Genomic DNA, 17524 nt, shown 5'->3' on the forward strand with positions numbered 1-17524 from the left:
CTCCTTATCTCTTACGTAACGATGCGGCCTTCAGGGCCGTCGATTCCGGGATGAGTGCCTGCTTGAGGCAGAGGGCGGCGTTTGTTTGACCTGCCCTTAACCGAACGGTTCCCCGGGTGACGGCGGTCGTCCCCCGGGTTAAGGCGCGTTTAATGGCGGCCGGAGACAGCCCGGGCCTCACCGACAGCAAGAGCGCGATGACCCCCGAAACATGGGAGGTAGCCATCGAGGTTCCGCTCAGCTCGCGATAGCCTCCGTTCAGCCAAGTGGAGACGATTTTGTCGCCCGGTGCATAGAGATCAATACGCCTCCCCCGGTTGCTGAAGGAAGCCAGCCGGCCGCCGCGCGTTGTCGCTCCTACGGCAATGGCCTGACGGTAGCGGGCCGGATAATCGATATCGCCGAGCTGCCCCTCATTGCCGGATGAAGCCACGACGACGATCCCGCTGTGGTAGGCGGCCTTGACCGCATCTTGAAGACCGCGATGAGAGGTCTTCATTCCGAAGCTCATGTTGATGATATCCATCTTGTTGCGGATGCACCATTCGATGCCTGCCACGATGTCGGAGACATAGGCCGTTCCGTTGCGATCAAAGGCTTTCACCGCATAGATATGGGCTTCCGGAGCGACGCCGTTGATTCCGCCGATTTTGGAGGAGGCGGCGATGGTGCCGGCGATGTGGGTCCCGTGTCCATTGTCGTCCCAAGGGGGGCGGCCTGGAGACACGAGGTTGACGCCTCCGGCTGCTGCGCCACGCAGATCGGGATGCCGGTAATCGATGCCGGTGTCGATGACGGCAATGCGGATTGCGTTGCCGGTAGAGCGTTCCCATACCGCGGGAGCTTTGATTTCCCGGACTCCCCATGGCACGGTAAGGCTTCCCGTCCGATAGGCCGACGGGGAGCTGGTCGAATCGTCTGAGGTCTCGTGGATTAGCGCCCTGTGGTGTTCATTGAGGAGACGGGTGTCCATCGCGGAATCCTCCCCCTTGCGACAGGTTTTGGATATCCTATGAGGGGGGAGCGAAGTTCGACTGAGATGATCGCCCTTCTTCGTGGAAATGAGTGCGCGTGAGCGTGGCATCCGGCAAGGGCTTGCATACGATGCTTATGAGGATGGTTCCCGGAATCCTCAAACGGCTTCGAGGGGTCTGTCCCGGCGGGCTCATCCGGGAAGGATACAGTCAGGGCGGGAATCTCCCGCCTTTTTTTATCGATAGGAGGCCGACAGACGGCCGATTTTTCTTCAGGATGCGTTCGTCTTCGGCAATCGCCGAAAAGGCGCGCATCCTTGCTTGCATTTTATGGTGAAATAGGTTTTACTATAGATTACATTGGGTAGAAGTCTTGATTTTGAGGAATGGCAAAGATGTTCTACCGAAGAAGATTCAACGGACAAACGAAAATCGTTTGAGGGAGTGTGTTCCACTTGAGCAATGAAACCTATCCGCCGCTTCGGCTATCCCCCGATCAGGCCAAGGAAACCGCCATGGTCGATTTGGCGTTTCTCATCCTGAAGACGGCAAACACACCGTTTTACTATCGGGATCTCATGGCCGAGGTTGCTAAATACAAGGGCTATTCGGATGATCAGGTCCGGGAGGTTATCGCCCAGCTTTATACCGAGATCAATGTCGACGGCCGATTCGCCTGCGTCGGCAACAACTTGTGGGGATTGAAGCGCTGGTACCCCGTGGACAATAAGGCGGAGGATTCCATCGGCGGCAAGCGTCCGCGCATCATCAATGACGACGATGATGATCTGGATGAAGAGGATACGTTCACGGAGGAAGAAGAAACCTACACCGCTGACGAAGATGACTTCGATTCCTTTAATGAGGACCGGGATGAGGTCAATGAGGAAGAAGAAGAAGAATTCTTCCCGGAAGCTGAAGAAGAGGAAGAAGCCGAAGAGCTAGAGGGCGAAGAGATCGAGGAAGAGGAAGACGATTTCGACGACGAAGCGGAAGAGGACGAAGAGGAAGAAGACGACGACAAGTAAGGTCTTCCGCACTGATTTTTGCCCTCCTCTTAAGGAGATTGCTCCTGCTTGACACGCTCGCTCCCGCAAGGTAAACTATTGCATGGGCTAATCGAAGGTATTCGAATTGCATAAGACAAATGAAAAGTGCCCCGTATCTACGGGTGTCACTTTTTTGTTTTTTTTGTTCTAAATCCGCTTAGTTGGGAAGAAGCTAATCACTTACAGGAGCCGCAGGGCTTACATCAAGCAGGGGGTCAAACGTTGTGACGAAGTATATTTTTGTAACAGGTGGGGTCGTATCCTCGCTCGGCAAAGGGATCACAGCAGCATCGCTGGGAAGACTGCTCAAGAACCGGGGCCTGAAGGTCACCATCCAGAAATTCGATCCGTACCTGAACGTCGATCCGGGTACCATGAGCCCTTATCAGCACGGCGAAGTGTTCGTCACCGACGATGGGGCGGAGACCGATCTTGACCTCGGTCACTACGAACGATTCATCGACATCAACCTATCCAAGAACAGCAATGTCACAACCGGCAAGGTGTATTCCTCTGTCATCTCCAAGGAACGCCGAGGAGAGTACCTGGGCGGAACGGTTCAAGTTATTCCCCACATCACCAATGAGATCAAGGATCGCGTGTTCCGAGCGGGACGGGAAACGGCTGCAGACGTGGTCATAACGGAGATCGGCGGAACCGTCGGCGACATCGAGAGCTTGCCCTTTCTCGAAGCGATTCGGCAGATCAAGAGTGACATCGGGCGGGAAAATGTGATGTACATTCACGTTACCCTGATTCCTTACCTCAAGGCTGCGGGAGAGGTGAAGACGAAGCCGACTCAGCACAGCGTCAAGGAGCTGCGCAGCATCGGCATTCAGCCGAACGTCATCGTCTGCCGGACGGAGAAGCCGCTTACGGAAGATATGAAGCGTAAAATCGCTTTGTTCTGCGACATCGATCCGGCTGCCGTCATCGAGGGAATCGATGCGGACACGCTGTATGAAGTGCCGATGATGTACCGCGACCAGAAGCTGGATGAGTATGTGGTCAACCATCTGAAGCTGGATGCGAAGCCGCTTGAGCTGGCCGAGTGGGAAGATATGGTCGGACGGATCAAGAAGCTCGAGCATAAGACCGAGATCGCGATCGTAGGCAAGTACGTCTCGCTGCACGACGCTTACCTGAGCGTCGTGGAAGCACTGAGCCATGCCGGTTTCGCCTGCAATACGGATGTGCGTATCCGTTGGGTCAATGCCGAGGAAGTATTCGAATATAACGTAGACGAACTGCTCGGCGGCGTGGAAGGAATTCTCGTTCCGGGCGGCTTCGGAGACCGCGGCATCGAAGGCAAAGTGATCGCCATTCGGTATGCCCGCGAGAAGAAAATCCCCTTCTTCGGGATTTGCCTCGGCATGCAGGTGGCTGTGGTCGAGTATGCCCGTTATGTCGCTGGCTTGACCGATGCGAACAGCTCGGAGATCAACCCGGCTACCCCTTATCCGGTCATCGACCTCCTGCCGGAGCAAAAAGATATTGAAGAGATGGGCGGCACCATGCGGCTTGGCCTGTACCCGTGCAAGCTTGCTCCGGGATCGCTTGCCGAACACTGCTATCAGGATGAGCTCGTCTATGAGCGGCACCGCCATCGGTATGAATTTAACAACCAGTACCGGGAGCAGATCGAAGCAGCCGGTCTTACGATCTCCGGAACGTCTCCGGACGGACGCTTGGTTGAAATTGTCGAGCTGAAGGATCACCCCTGGTTCTTGGCTGTTCAATTCCATCCGGAGTTCACTTCCCGCCCCAACCGTTCGCAGCCGCTGTTCCGCGAATTTGTTAAAGCTGCGTTTGAGCACAATCGGAAATAAGGAGAGCGATTTTTGCTATTCTGGTATTTCTTCACGGTTTCGCCACAAAAAATGCTCCGCCCTCCACCGCGTTTGGAAGGAAATTTCGCGGTTTCGTCGAATGTACTTTTTTAGGAATTATTTCCACGGAAAAGGAGGGCGGTTCCATTGGACAAGAAGAAACTTTTGATCGTAGACGATCAAAATGGAATCAGGGTGCTGCTGGTTGAGGTCTTTTCCAGCGAAGGCTATCAGACATTTCAAGCATCGAACGGAAAGCTTGCACTGGAAATTGTTAAACAGGAATCCCCAGACCTCGTCTTGCTCGATATGAAGATTCCCGGGATGGACGGACTTGATATTCTTAAGCATATCAAGGAGATCGATCCCGCTATGAAGGTCATCATGATGACCGCTTACGGAGAACTCGACATGATCAAGGAAGCGACCGATCTCGGGGCGCTGATGCACTTCACCAAGCCGTTTGATATCGATGAAATGCGGACGGCGGTGCATCATTACCTGCGCAATTCCCAAGCGGTTTGATTCCGGTCGAAGTGGAGCTCGTATCCTGCTGAAGATCCCGGAAGGGATCTTTTTTTGCAACGGAAAAAGATTGCTCTCTCTAACACGGGAAGTAAGGGAATGAATCTTTTGATTACGGATGGGCTGTGCTATAATAAGCAGGTATGAGCGGCGGGAGGGACTCGCGTTGGTCTTTTCCGCACGACGAAAGATACGCAACCCATCCATAGGAGGAAAAAACCATGCCACTCGTTTCCATGAATGAATTCTTGCCCGCGGCAAGAGAAGGCAAGTATGCAGTCGGTCAATTTAACATGAACAACCTTGAATTCGCGCAAGCGATCACCCAAGCCGGGATCGAATTGAAATCGCCGTTTATCTTCGGTGTCAGCGAAGGCGCCCTGAAATATATGGGGATTGAATTCACGGTTGCTCTGGCAGAAGCTGCTGCTAAACAATCCGGACTTCCGATCGCCCTTCACCTTGACCATGGCAGCTCGTTTGAAGTTGCTATGAAATGTATCCGCGCCGGCTTCAGCTCCGTTATGTTCGACGGTTCCCACCACTCCTTCGAAGACAACATCCGTCTGACGAAGGAAATCGTTAAGACGGCTCACGCAATGGGCGTATCCGTTGAAGGCGAACTCGGAACCATCGGCGGTACGGAAGACGACATCTCTCTGGATGCCGAAAAAGCCAGCCTGGCTAAGCCGGAAGAAGCCATCCGCTTCTACGAAGAAACCGGAGTTGACGCTCTGGCGATCGCAGTCGGTACGGCTCACGGCGTATACGTCGGCGAACCGAAGATCCACTTCGACATCATCGAGCAGGTAGCAGCCGCTATCCCGGCCGCCATCGTTCTGCACGGCGGTTCCGGTGTTCCGGATGAAATGCTCCGCGCAGCGATCAAGGCTGGAGCAGCCAAGATCAACGTCAACACCGAAAACCAAGTTGCTGGAACGGCTGCTATTCGCGAAGTCCTGAACAAGGATAGCAAAGTATACGATCCGCGCAAATACTTGACCCCGGCCCGCAACGCCATGGTTGAAGTCGTCAAATCCAAGATGACCCAATTCGGCAGCGTAGGCAAAGCTTAAGCTTAATCGTCATCATAGGTTTTATCGGACCGCGGAACTGCGGTTTCGCTTCCAATTGCACAACGGACATGGGAAAAAACATCGGTCTCCGATGTTTTTTCCTTCATTTTCTTTTTGACGCAGGAGGCTAGGGGAGCAGTATGGAGAAATTGTTGATTGCGGGGGGGGCACCGCTCCGCGGAACCGTTACGATCAGCGGGGCCAAGAACAGTGCGGTGGCGCTTATCCCAGCCGCTATCCTGGCCGAGTCCACGGTCATTTTGGACAATCTGCCCGATTTAAGCGATGTAGCTATCTATTCGGAACTGCTCACGGAATTTGGAGCTGTCGTAGAACGCCAAGCGGATCAGATGAAGATCGATCCGTCCGCCCTGCGCTCGGTTCCTATGCCAAACGGCAATGTGAAGAAGCTTCGCGCTTCCTATTATTTGATGGGAGCTCTGCTAGGAAGGTTTGGAGAAGCGGTAGTCGGCTTGCCCGGCGGCTGCAATTTCGAACCGCGCCCCATCGATCAGCATATCAAAGGATTTGAAGCGCTAGGTGCTCAAGTAAGCATCGAGGGTGGAGCGATCCACATTCGCGCCAAGGAATTGCGCGGAGCCAAGGTGTATCTTGACGTAGTTAGCGTCGGAGCGACCATCAACCTGATGCTGGCGGCCGCTCGGGCCAAAGGTGTGACCATTATTGAAAACGCGGCCAAAGAGCCTGAAATTATAGATGTGGCAACTCTGCTAAACTCGATGGGCGCCCGGATCATCGGGGTGGGAACGGAAACGATTCGGATCGAAGGCGTAGACTCCCTTCACGGCTGCCGTCATTCCATTATTCCTGACCGGATTCAGGCGGGAACCTATATGATCGCGGCTGCTGCTACACGCGGTGATGTTTTGGTTGATAATATTATTCCCAAGCATCTCGAGGCCATTACAGCCAAAATGCTTGAACTTGGTGTTCGAATTGAAGAGCATGATGAAGCGCTTCGTGTGATCGGCTCGGAGGTTTATGAGCCTGTGGATGTCAAAGCGCTTGTCTACCCGGGCTTCGCGACCGATATTCAATCGCCGATGTGCAGCCTGCTCACTCAGACGCGGGGAACCAGTGTTCTCACCGATTATGTGTTCTCCAGCCGGTTTAAGTATGTTCCGGAGCTGGTTCGCATGGGGGCAAAGATCAAGCTGGAAGGCCGCTCGGCCATTATCGAAGGCAGTCCTTTGCGTGCCGCGGCTGTACGGGCTACGGACCTGCGCGCCGGAGCCGCGCTTGTGGTGGCAGGGCTTACCGTGAAGTCCGGCATCACCGAGATTACCGGCGTGGAATATATCGATCGCGGCTATGACCGGCTGGTGGAGAATCTCGCCGGCCTTGGAGCGGAGATTTGGCGGGCATAGCTTCCGGAAAGCTTGTTTTTTGGATTGGAGATTTGCGAAGATAGGGAACAGGAGCCTCGCTAAGGTGTGAAATTTTATCGGAACTGCTTGTCGCAAGGTTTGAGCGGGTTTCGGTTGGTTAAGCTTTAAGAGATGAAAATAATCGATCAAGTGTGGTGGTTGAATGGATATGCAATTATCCCAGCTGGAAGAGTTAAAGCTGACGGAGCTTTACAAGCTGGCGAAGATGCATCAAATTCCCTATTACGGCCAGATGAAGAAGAAGGAATTGATCTTCGCGATTCTTCGAGCGCAGGCCGAAAAGGGCGGACTCATGTTCATGCAGGGCGTACTGGAAATCTTGCCGGAAGGATTCGGTTTTCTTCGTCCGATCAATTATTTGCCGAGTGCGGAGGACATCTACATCTCCTCTTCGCAAATCCGCAAGTTCGATTTGCGCTCCGGCGATATGGTGTCGGGGAAATGCCGGCCTCCGAAGGAAAATGAACGGTACTTCGGACTCCTTCAGGTAGAAGCGGTCAATGGAGAGAAACCGGAGACGGCTGCCGAACGGCTTCACTTCCCGGCGTTAACCCCTCTTTACCCACAGACAAAAGTGACCCTTGAAACGACTCCCACTCGTTTGTCCACTCGCGTAATGGATCTGCTAAGCCCGGTTGGCCTCGGCCAGCGCGGACTGATCGTCGCCCCTCCCAAAGCCGGTAAAACCTTACTGCTCAAGGAAATTGCCAACAGCATCTCAACGAACTATCCGGAGATCGCGCTCTTTGTGCTTCTCATCGACGAGCGGCCGGAGGAAGTGACGGATATGCAGCGCTCGGTGAAGGGCGAAGTGGTGGCGTCCACCTTCGACGAATTGCCGGAGAACCACATCAAGGTGGCCGAGCTTGTTCTGGAGCGGGCGCAGCGGCTCGTCGAGCACAAGAAGGACGTTGTGATTCTGCTCGACAGCATTACCCGGCTTGCGCGGGCGTACAACTTGGTTGTTCCCCCCACCGGTCGGACGCTGTCAGGGGGCATCGATCCGGGAGCGTTCCACCGGCCGAAGCGCTTCTTTGGTGCGGCTCGAAACATCGAAGAAGGCGGCAGCTTGACCATACTTGCAACGGCTCTGGTGGAAACAGGCTCGCGTATGGATGATGTCATCTATGAAGAATTTAAAGGAACGGGCAATCTGGAACTGCATTTGGATCGCAAGCTCGCAGAACGGAGAATATTCCCGGCTATCGATATTCGCCGCTCGGGGACGCGCCGCGAAGAGATGCTCCTGACCAAGGAAGAGCTGGACAAGGTTTGGATGCTGCGCAAGAGCATGAACGATTCGGCGGATGTTACGGAATCGTTCTTGAAGAAGCTGGGCGAAGCGAAAACGAACCAGGAGTTCCTCGACAGTCTGGGTAAAGCGCCCGCGGCACATAAGCCTGTGCATACATCCGCGGGATCGGCGACTCATCGCGCGAGCACGACGTCCGCCCAAGGAACAGCGCCGACCCGCGTCCCGCAAGCGGCGGGAAGCGTAAGCACGCCGGCATCGACAGGCCTGCGCACGGGAACAACGGCGTCGGCAGCGCCGACTGCGCAGGGTACGGCGCCGAGCCGCGCCCCGCAAGCGGCGGGAGCCGCGAGCCCAGCGGCAGCGCCGACTCCGCGCACGCGCACAAGCAGCGCCGAAGGCTCAGCTGCGAGGACAAACGCCGCGTCGCCTACCGCAGCCCGTACGTCACGCCGTCCTGCAGCGGCGGCTTCCTCTGCTCCGGCTTCCGAGGCTGCGCCTCGCACGGAGGTCAGTGACCCGGCACCGCAAGAGTCAGCGGAAGCGCCAGCTCCCGCACGGCGAAGCGGAGCCAAGTCGACGACCGGTTCGACTACGCGCCGCAGAAGCACCCCATCCTCATCATGAATCGCCTGACAAGGAGAATGTTATGAATCTGGTATATGCCGACCGGGAGGGCCGCGTATACGACCACCCGGATTATTTGGCGCTCGCACGCAGCGCCGATCAAGCTGTTGAATTATTGGAGGAAGAGCTCATTCCGCTGCCAGCGGGGGCAACCCTCGTCAGCCTTCCGGGGACACGCCCGCTCTGCATGGATGCAGACGGGAATATGTTCCCGCTTCCCGGCGACTATCAAGCGGTCGGAGCGCTCCTGCCTCAAGGCTTTACCCGCCTGCTGCTGCCCGGCTATATGAAGGCGGATCGGAGCGCCGTCTTGCCCCTCTTCGGGTATACGGCTGTCGTCTGGAAGGACGGGGGCTTCCATGTCGCTGCCCGCCAGTGTGACGATCCGGAACCGTGGAATCCGTTGAATTGCAACCCGGACAAGCTGGAGGCAGGCGTCAACGGGCTTCGAAAGAAATACCCTGAGAACCGCCTCTACGAGCATCTGTCGCATTGCGCGCTTGGCTATGAGTGCTTGACCGCATCGAACACCTTCCTACAGCGGTTGGAGGGAGCGGTTCCGGTTTCCTACTCGTGCAACGCCGGCTGCTTCGGCTGCATTTCGGAGCAGCCGGATGACAGCGAATTTCCGTCCCCGCAGACGCGCCTAACTTTCCGTCCGACTGTCGAGGAAGTATCGCAGGTCATGCTGGAGCACTTGAAGTCCTCAGAGAGCATCATCAGCTTCGGACAGGGCTGTGAGGGAGAGCCTTCTACGCAGGCTCCGCTCATCATCAAGGCCATCCACGCCGTTCGGGAACAGACGGACATGGGGTATATCAACATCAACACCAATGCAGGGCTCACCGATCACATCCGTGGAATCGTGGACGCGGGTCTTCAACTCATGCGCGTGAGCACGATCAGCGCCTTGGACGATCATTACAACGCTTATTACCGCCCGCGTGGGTACACCTTGAAGAATGTGGAGAAGTCGATTCGCTACGCAGCCGACAAAGGGGTGCTCGTCTCGCTGAACTACCTGATCTTTCCCGGGGTATCCGACCGGGAGGAAGAGGTTGAAGCGATGATTGAGCTGGTGCGGCGATCCGGCGTCAAGCTCATCCAGATGCGGAACCTGAACATTGATCCGGAGAGCTACCTTAAGCTCATACCGCCTGCTCAAGGAGACATCCTCGGCATGGGGCAGATGATCGATATTTTTCGGGAGGAGCTTCCCGGTGTCCTGATTGGCTCCTATACGCATACCCCGGACGGCTGGCTGCGCAAACAAGCTCGAGAGTCCAACTGACTCGGTTTTTCGCTTGCGTGTTTGTTCTTTTCCATGATATAATCATTTTATGTGTCCAATACTCTGGATAACCATTGCAGATCCAGGGCGGAAAGAGGTGAAAGAATCATGAAACAAGGAATTCATCCGAAGTATGAAGTAACGACGGTAACCTGCGCTTGCGGCAACACGTTCGAGTCCGGTTCCGTTAAGCCTAACGTTCGCGTTGAAATCTGCTCGGCTTGCCATCCGTTCTTCACCGGTAAGCAGAAGTTCGTAGACGCCGGCGGCCGTGTCGACAAGTTCAAGAAGAAATACGGAATCTAATCCGGCAACGGATAAGCACCCCCTCCTCGGAGGGGGTTTTGTTTGTTTTCGGATGCTTTTCCACAGCGATGAGCGAAATCCTTGCTTCTGCATTGTAGGGGTGGGAATATTTACTTGCTAAAATGCAATATATATTTTACATTTAGAAATATATATTATATAATTTGTTTAATGGAAGTGATGCTGACTTGAAGAACAAAAAAATGAAAATGGCAAGAGTGGAATGTGATATGTCACAGGAGGATTTGGCAAATGCTGTGGGCGCTACGAGACAGACGATCGGCTTGATTGAAAGCGGCAAATACAATCCGTCGCTCAATCTTTGCATTGCCATTTGCAAGGCGACGGGAAAGACTTTAAATGATTTATTTTGGGAGGATCCACAATGAAAATTAATTTTGCCAGCCTCAAGCAAGACGAAAGAACAACAAAAAATACTGGAACGGCTTGTGCTTGGGCGGTAGTTGTGACTTATGCATACTCACCATAGAAATCATCTATAAAATATTCACCACCGAAGACTATGGGAGCTGCGGCTGGGATGTCGGCCTTCTCCTGATTATCAGCCTCGTATTGATTCTTGCAAGAAGAGACCGGCATGAGATTTTTTTACCCCGTACACTTACCAGAAGGCTTCTTTCAACAGGTTCATCCCGAAAGGAAAAGAGAGCCAGATCTATGCAGTATCTGAGTGATTCGGCTATTTTCGCGGCAATCATTACGATTATCCCCATAGCCAAACACTATCTTGGAGGCGTTCCTGACAGAGACTTTACCGACGCGTTCAACTTGTGGAATCGTTCATCCGAATTTGTGGCGTTCTTCGCGATTTCCTTCACTCTCAATTGGCTTCTAGGCGAGCTTTCGGTAAAGCGCTACAATCGAATTTGCCAGAAGCTTGAGGAGGAAGCTGATGAAGATGATTAGGCGAAGCTTTAAGCTCGCTTCATGCGAATTGACACGATCCCGCTACTAGGGAAGGTGATTCTTCCCAGTCCTTGCGTATCTCCTGCGATTTCGGTATAATACTCCTTGCCGTGCTAGATGGGGAGGTAGCGGTGCCCTGTAACCCGCAATCCGCTATAGCGGGATTGAATTCCTGTCAAAGGTCTTGTCGCTGTAAGGTCTGACGTCTCTACGAAGTGTTGACGGCCGGGTCCTTCGCAATGGATGCCCATGAACCCGGTCAGGTCCGGAAGGAAGCAGCCGTAAGTGGGAGTGTCCATGTGCCGAGGGGCAGCCTAGCCCGAGCTTACGATAGGCGTTCCGCTTGGATCGCAATGATCGATGGCAGGTGCACGGTTCTACCCTATTCATTCAATAACGAGTCGCTTTTCGCATGGTGCGGGAAGCGATTTTTGTCTTTTTGGCACGTTTTTTACCCTTCGTCTGTTACTTGGAGCTAATATGAAGTGCTTTTCGGAGGGGTTTCTATATATGACTATATTTAATCACCTTATAGAAGGATATTGTTAGTTTGCAGAGAATGTTAATACATGAAAATGTTACTTGCCGAGACAGTGGGGAGGTAAAGCCTTTGTCATCTCCGCAGAACTGGTGTATGCATCAAGGCTTCGATTTTTTGGCCGGATGTGCGAAGGAGTGCCGGCAGCACGCCTATCTTGTATGCGATAACAAGAAGGTGATCATGAATGGCTGCCCGGTTTTATTGGAACGTCTCGGATATGACCAAGGGGATTTGCTGGGCATGCCTCTTGAAACCTTGTTCGAGGATGGCAAGCTATCGGATATTGTTTGGGAAGAACTGCTCGCCGGACGCGGCGACGGGATAAGAATCATGCTGAGGGGGAAAGCGGGGAACGGTTTCGAGACTTCGATCACGACAGAGCGCATTGTGGATGTGAAAGAAGAGAGAGAATGGTTTCTGCTCGGTTTCCCGGATCTGCTGCGGGACCCGAATTTGAATCTTCTGCAGCAATTTGCCGGTGCTTTCATGAAAGACATCAACCTTGGGGTTCTCTTGATCGATCCCTCCTATTGTCTGGTGGACATCAGCGATACGGCGTGCCGGATATTGGGGTTCCCAAGGGAGAATGTGATCGGTAAACCGATCGAAAAGATCTTTGCTTCTCTGCCTGCGGAGCATCAGATCGTCGATCGTTCGATTCTGGACGGAGTGATCGTCCGCAATCACGCGGCTTCCTGGATGAATAACGAGGAGCGATACGATCTTCTCTTGGACTCAAATGTTCTGAAAGACCACGAAGGCCGGACGGTTGGCGCTTATATGATGTTCAAAGACGTCACCAACCTGCGTTCTCTGGAGGAGCAGGTCAAGCGCAGCGATCGGCTGGCGATGATCGGCCAGATTGCGGCGGGAACCGCTCATGAGATCCGGAATCCGCTCACTTCGATCAAAGGGTTTTTGCAGGTGCTGAACAACACGTTTCACGACAAAGGAATGGAAAAGGAGCGGTCCTATACCGAAATCATGCTCACGGAGATCAATCGGATCAACGATTTGGTCAGTGAGTTTCTTCTTCTCGGCAAGCGTAAGAACGTCAGCTATCACGAGGTTGAACTCCAAACGACGCTGCGGGAAATTTTGCCGATTATCCACAATGAAGCCATCCTACATAACGTGAATGTTTATTATGAAGCGATTGAAAGCTGTCCGAAGGTGATTGCGGATCGCGAGCTGCTCAAACAAGTCTTTCTCAACATTTCAAAAAACGGAATCGAAGCGATGTCCGACGGAGGCAATCTGACCATCGGCATAAGAACGGACACGGAAGACCGCTTTGTCCTCGTGGAAATCCGGGATACGGGTCCGGGGATCCCCAACTTTCTCATCGATAAAATATTTGATCCGTTTTTTACCACCAAGTCGGAAGGGACGGGTCTCGGTTTATCGGTATGCCAGCGAATTGTCCACGACATGGGCGGCACGATCCGGGTGAGCTCCAAAGGCTTTGGAACGACCTTTACCGTTTGCATCCCTTACATGTAAGACCGACAGCCCCGAAGGGGCTGTTTTTCATGGTAACGGGTAAAACACCTGGATACGGCGGTTTCTTGAGGGGCTGATTTATAGTATACTAAAGAGAATAATTCCGCCCCACCGGGGAGTTATGAAAGAGGGATCTATGGCGCATATCGCATTATATAGAAGCTGGAGACCGCAAACGTTCGCGGATGTCGTAGGGCAGGCCCATGTCGTGCGGACCCTGCAGAATGCCTTGAAGGAGAATCGGCTCAGTCATGCTTACCTGTTCAACGGTCCGCGCGGAACAGGGAAGACGACCTTGGCGAGATTGCTTGCCAAAGCGGTCAACTGTGAGCGCGGACCGGCGGTGGAACCGTGCAACGAGTGCGATGCCTGCCGGCGGATTGCCGAAGGCTCGGTGATCGATGTGCTTGAGATCGATGCCGCTTCCAACCGCGGCGTCGACGAAATCCGAGATCTTCGGGATAAAACCAAATACTCACCGACGGAAGTCCGCCGCAAGGTGTATATCATCGACGAGGTGCACATGCTCACGACGGAGGCCTTCAATGCCCTTCTGAAGACATTGGAAGAACCGCCGGAGCATGTGATGTTTATTCTTGCTACCACAGAACCGCACAAGCTGCCCGCCACCATCATCTCCCGCTGCCAGCGGTTTGATTTTCGTCGGGTATCGACGGAAGAGCAGACCGATTGGCTGGAACGGATCTGCCGGACAGAGGGCTTTGTCGCTGATCGGGACGCCTTGCAGTACATCGCCAAGCTGTCTGAAGGCGGGATGAGGGATGCGGTCAGTCTGCTGGACCAAATCTCCTCCTACAGCGATGAGCGGATCACGTATCAAACCGTCGTCACCATCACGGGAGGCATCTCCTCCGAGCAGTTCGGCCATCTGGCCCGGGCGGTGCTCGAGCGGAACATCGGACGGTGCCTGAAGCTGGTCGAGGAGATGGCCCAAGAGGGCAAAAGCGCCGACAAATGCATGGAGAGTCTCATGGTTTACTTCCGGGATCTCCTCATGATTCGCATGGTGCCGAAATCCGAGGCGGTGACCGACCGGATCCTTCATGTGGAGGAGTTCCGCAAGGTGTCGGAGGGCTTTCCCTCCGATGAGTTATTCCGCGTGATTGAGACGCTGAATCATTACCAGACGGAGATGAAATATTCCGCTCAGCCTCAAACCTTGTTCGAGGTGGCGCTGATGAAGCTGTGTACGGCTCCTCAGGCTCCAGCGCCTCAAGGCGCAGCGGAGCTATCCTCAGCAGGCCGCGATGAGATTCGAGAGCTGAGCCGAAAGGTCGCCCTGCTGGAGCAGCAGATCTCCAAGCTGCGCGAGACAGGAGCGGCGGCTATAAGCAGCGAAGCGTCGACCGGCCACACGCCGGCAGCTTCGATCGTGTCGTCGCCGGTTAGGACCTCCTCGTCCTCATCTGGAGCATCCTCTGGAGTGCGCAAGCGGATCAAGCTGGAGCCGTTTTTGCAATCGCGGGATTCGGAGCTGTTGAAGCAGGCCTTGCTCAAATGGAGCCAAGTGCTCGCGATGGTCAAGGAACGAAAAATAACGGTCCACGCCTGGTTGATTGACGGAGAGCCGGTCGGTTACGATGAGGATACGGTGTTGCTTGCTTTCAAGAGCTCCATGCACCGGGAGACGACCGAGAAGCCGGCCAACAAGCAGCTGATTGAGCAGGCGATGTCCGAAATTCTGGGGCATCCCGTTCGTCTAGCCACCGTCATGATGAAGGAATGGAAGGAAGCGGATGCGGAGGCGAAAGAAGCCCCGCCGGAGATTCTCCAGCTGGAGCCGGAAGATCCGTCTCAAGAGGCGGAATGGGTGAGCGAAGCGATCCGCATGTTTGGCCCGGATCTCGTCAAAATAAAAGAAGAATAGGAGAAGTGCCGCTATGAACAATATGAACCAAATGATGAAGCAAGTGAAGAAAATGCAAGAACAAATGCTGAAGGCCCAGGAGGAGCTCGGTTCCAAGACCATCGAGGGCTCTGCCGGAGGCGGCGTAGTGACCGTTACGGCGAACGGCCATAAGAAAATCCTGAGCATCGCAATCAAGCCGGAAGCGGTTGATCCGGATGACGTAGAAATGCTGCAGGATCTGGTTCTGACCGCCGTCAACGAAGCTCTGAATCAAGTGGATGAGATGGCGAACAAGGACATGAACAAATTTACCGGAGGCATGAAGATTCCTGGCTTGTTCTAATGCTCCCCATAGGCCGAGTCTGACTTGGCTATCCAAACCGAACGGGAATGGCGGGAGGCGTCTTAAGCGCCTGCCCGCTTTCTGTTACTATGAGCGTACGAAATGAGGGCTTGAACGTTGTATTATCCCGAACCGATTGCCAAGTTGATTGATGCGTTTACCCGTTTGCCCGGCATCGGACCGAAAACGGCGGGAAGGCTGGCCTTCCAGGTTCTCCGGATGAAGGAGGAGGACGTCACCGATTTCGCCAAGGCGCTCATCAATGTGAAGCGGAATCTGCACTACTGTTCCGTCTGCTGCAACATCACGGATGTCGACCCGTGCCGGATCTGTCAGGACAAGGGGCGCGATCCGTCGATTATCTGCGTCGTTCAGGAGCCGAAGGATTTGGTGGCGATGGAGCGAACCAAGGAATTTAACGGGTATTATCATGTTCTTCACGGAGCTATCTCTCCGATGGAGGGGATAGGGCCGGATGAAATTTACATCGCCGATCTCCTTAAACGGCTGAGTGACGAGCGGGTGCAGGAGCTGATCTTAGCGACGAATCCGAATATCGAAGGGGAAGCTACAGCAATGTACCTGTCCCGGCTTGTAAAGCCCTTCGGCCTCAAGGTGACCCGGATCGCGCATGGACTTCCAGTCGGAGGAGATTTGGAGTATGCGGATGAAGTGACCTTAACGAAGGCGCTTGAAGGACGAAGGGAATTGTAAAGGATTACGTGCACATAGAAGCTTTCTGTCTGCGGGGTGCTCGCAGGCGGGGAGCTTTTTTTGTTCCGGACTTTATAGAAGAGGGACAATCTGCAGAAGGCTTGTTCTAAAACTCCATGACCCCGACTATATCTAGTGGTACCAAGAGTAGGGAGGGGAAGGCATGCGAGTAGGCTGGAAAAAGGGTGAGGAAGCAGGCCAGCTTCCGGAAGACAAAAAGCTGCTTCTAGCGGAAATCCGCCGTGCTCACGAGCAGTGGGTAATCGCCAGCGAGCACCTGAACTGGGTTGGGGTGACGGAGGAAATCGATTATGCGGTGTTTGCTATGGCGGCAGCGGAGAAGAAATATGACATGCTTCTTCGACAAGCCAAAAAGTTGGACTGGCGAGATCATACTTTCTATACCGGATAAGGAGGGAAGAGGCTCATGCGAATGATCATGTGGGGGATGCTGGCTGGCTCGCTTGTGCTGCTAATCGCTGTACTGTTCCGAAACCGCGAAGCGATTCAATGGCTGACGAAGTGGGGGTTGGCTGCTGTCGCGGCGGCTATTCTGCTCTATGCGGCGAATTGGTTTGGAGCTTCCTACGACTTTCACATTCCCATCAATGGGGGAACCGTAGCTCTTGTCGGCCTATTGGGAGTGCCCGGACTTGCTCTATTGGCTGCAGTTCGTTGGACCATTCTGGGGTAACGGGTTTGATTAAAGTAACTGGAATTTATTGTATGTATAAAATTTATGAAAAAGGGTTGACTCTCGAGTGGAGGCCGTGATATATTATTCAAGTCGCTTCTGACGGACGCGGAAAACGAGTTCGAAAGAGATCGACAATGGTCCTTTGAAAACTGAACAACGAGTGGTAAGGACGCGACTTTCGGACTTCGGTTCGGAAGGAGCACAAACAAACACGCAAGTGTTAAGTAATGAGCATAAGTGAAACGATCTATAAACTTTTATGGAGAGTTTGATCCTGGCTCAGGACGAACGCTGGCGGCGTGCCTAATACATGCAAGTCGAGCGGAGTTTACTTGAATCTTCGGATGACGGTAAGCTTAGCGGCGGACGGGTGAGTAACACGTAGGCAACCTGCCCTCAAGACTGGGATAACCTCCGGAAACGGAAGCTAAGACCGGATACGTTCTTTCTGCCGCATGGTGGGAAGAAGAAAAGCGGAGCAATCTGCTACTTGAGGATGGGCCTGCGGCGCATTAGCTAGTAGGTGAGGTAATGGCTCACCTAGGCGACGATGCGTAGCCGACCTGAGAGGGTGAACGGCCACACTGGGAC

At 53.9% G+C, this 17524-nt stretch carries 16 protein-coding genes, 1 rRNA gene, 1 other RNA gene and 1 pseudogene; 18 read left to right on the forward strand and 1 reads right to left on the reverse strand.

What is annotated here, in order from left to right; translation table 11 throughout:
- Positions 1 to 4 precede the first annotated feature (4 nt).
- A complete protein-coding gene (locus BN2684_RS04505; protein ID WP_058300966.1) occupies positions 5 to 973 on the reverse strand; it encodes a S8 family peptidase in 969 nt (322 codons plus the stop codon).
- 516 nt (positions 974 to 1489) lie between these two features.
- Here BN2684_RS04505 and rpoE point away from each other — a divergent pair.
- From rpoE to BN2684_RS04590, 18 genes and pseudogenes are all read left to right on the forward strand, one after another.
- Positions 1490 to 2002 carry a DNA-directed RNA polymerase subunit delta gene (rpoE, locus tag BN2684_RS04510; RefSeq protein WP_058301018.1) on the forward strand — a complete coding sequence of 171 codons (513 nt, stop codon included), beginning with the start codon at positions 1490 to 1492 and terminating at the stop codon, positions 2000 to 2002.
- Between the two features lie 245 nt (positions 2003 to 2247).
- Positions 2248 to 3852: a CTP synthase gene (locus BN2684_RS04515; RefSeq protein ID WP_058300967.1), complete on the forward strand. Its 1605-nt coding sequence runs from the start codon at positions 2248 to 2250 to the stop codon at positions 3850 to 3852.
- Between the two features lie 147 nt (positions 3853 to 3999).
- On the forward strand, positions 4000 to 4377 hold the full coding sequence (locus BN2684_RS04520) for a response regulator (RefSeq protein WP_058300968.1): 378 nt from the start codon (positions 4000 to 4002) through the stop codon (positions 4375 to 4377).
- A gap of 221 nt (positions 4378 to 4598) precedes the next feature.
- On the forward strand, positions 4599 to 5453 hold the full coding sequence (gene fba, locus BN2684_RS04525; RefSeq protein ID WP_058300969.1) for a class II fructose-1,6-bisphosphate aldolase: 855 nt from the start codon (positions 4599 to 4601) through the stop codon (positions 5451 to 5453).
- 140 nt (positions 5454 to 5593) lie between these two features.
- Complete coding sequence (locus BN2684_RS04530) at positions 5594 to 6841, forward strand: UDP-N-acetylglucosamine 1-carboxyvinyltransferase (protein WP_058300970.1); 1248 nt, start codon at positions 5594 to 5596, stop codon at positions 6839 to 6841.
- A gap of 163 nt (positions 6842 to 7004) precedes the next feature.
- Positions 7005 to 8235, forward strand: a pseudogene (gene rho / locus BN2684_RS04535) (transcription termination factor Rho); the annotation flags it as partial.
- 528 nt (positions 8236 to 8763) lie between these two features.
- The gene (locus BN2684_RS04540; protein WP_058300971.1) at positions 8764 to 10032 is read left to right on the forward strand and encodes a radical SAM family protein; all 1269 of its coding nucleotides are present in this window, start codon (positions 8764 to 8766) and stop codon (positions 10030 to 10032) included.
- 108 nt (positions 10033 to 10140) lie between these two features.
- Complete coding sequence (gene rpmE, locus BN2684_RS04545; protein WP_058300972.1) at positions 10141 to 10338, forward strand: 50S ribosomal protein L31; 198 nt, start codon at positions 10141 to 10143, stop codon at positions 10336 to 10338.
- A 188-nt stretch (positions 10339 to 10526) separates the two neighbouring features.
- Entirely contained in the window at positions 10527 to 10727 is a 201-nt protein-coding gene (locus BN2684_RS04550) for a helix-turn-helix transcriptional regulator (RefSeq protein WP_058300973.1), read from the forward strand.
- A gap of 289 nt (positions 10728 to 11016) precedes the next feature.
- A complete protein-coding gene (locus BN2684_RS04555; RefSeq protein ID WP_058300974.1) occupies positions 11017 to 11265 on the forward strand; it encodes a hypothetical protein in 249 nt (82 codons plus the stop codon).
- 108 nt (positions 11266 to 11373) lie between these two features.
- Positions 11374 to 11640, forward strand: an RNA gene (gene ffs / locus BN2684_RS23810) — signal recognition particle sRNA large type.
- A 235-nt stretch (positions 11641 to 11875) separates the two neighbouring features.
- Positions 11876 to 13309 (forward strand): PAS domain-containing sensor histidine kinase, encoded by a 1434-nt coding sequence (locus BN2684_RS04560; protein WP_234340156.1) that lies wholly within the window; start codon positions 11876 to 11878, stop codon positions 13307 to 13309.
- Positions 13310 to 13445: 136 nt separating this feature from the next.
- Positions 13446 to 15197 (forward strand): DNA polymerase III subunit gamma/tau, encoded by a 1752-nt coding sequence (gene dnaX / locus BN2684_RS04565; RefSeq protein WP_058300975.1) that lies wholly within the window; start codon positions 13446 to 13448, stop codon positions 15195 to 15197.
- A 13-nt stretch (positions 15198 to 15210) separates the two neighbouring features.
- Positions 15211 to 15522: a YbaB/EbfC family nucleoid-associated protein gene (locus BN2684_RS04570; protein WP_058300976.1), complete on the forward strand. Its 312-nt coding sequence runs from the start codon at positions 15211 to 15213 to the stop codon at positions 15520 to 15522.
- Positions 15523 to 15639: 117 nt separating this feature from the next.
- Positions 15640 to 16236 (forward strand): recombination mediator RecR, encoded by a 597-nt coding sequence (gene recR / locus BN2684_RS04575; RefSeq protein ID WP_058300977.1) that lies wholly within the window; start codon positions 15640 to 15642, stop codon positions 16234 to 16236.
- 163 nt (positions 16237 to 16399) lie between these two features.
- Positions 16400 to 16648 carry a DUF2508 family protein gene (locus BN2684_RS04580; RefSeq protein ID WP_058300978.1) on the forward strand — a complete coding sequence of 83 codons (249 nt, stop codon included), beginning with the start codon at positions 16400 to 16402 and terminating at the stop codon, positions 16646 to 16648.
- A gap of 15 nt (positions 16649 to 16663) precedes the next feature.
- The gene (locus tag BN2684_RS04585) at positions 16664 to 16930 is read left to right on the forward strand and encodes a pro-sigmaK processing inhibitor BofA family protein (RefSeq protein WP_058300979.1); all 267 of its coding nucleotides are present in this window, start codon (positions 16664 to 16666) and stop codon (positions 16928 to 16930) included.
- Between the two features lie 259 nt (positions 16931 to 17189).
- Positions 17190 to 17524, forward strand: a 16S ribosomal RNA gene (locus BN2684_RS04590); the annotation flags it as partial.

This window comes from Gorillibacterium timonense (genome assembly GCF_001457415.1).
In the GTDB taxonomy this organism is placed as follows: Bacteria; Bacillota; Bacilli; order Paenibacillales; family NBRC-103111; genus Gorillibacterium; species Gorillibacterium timonense.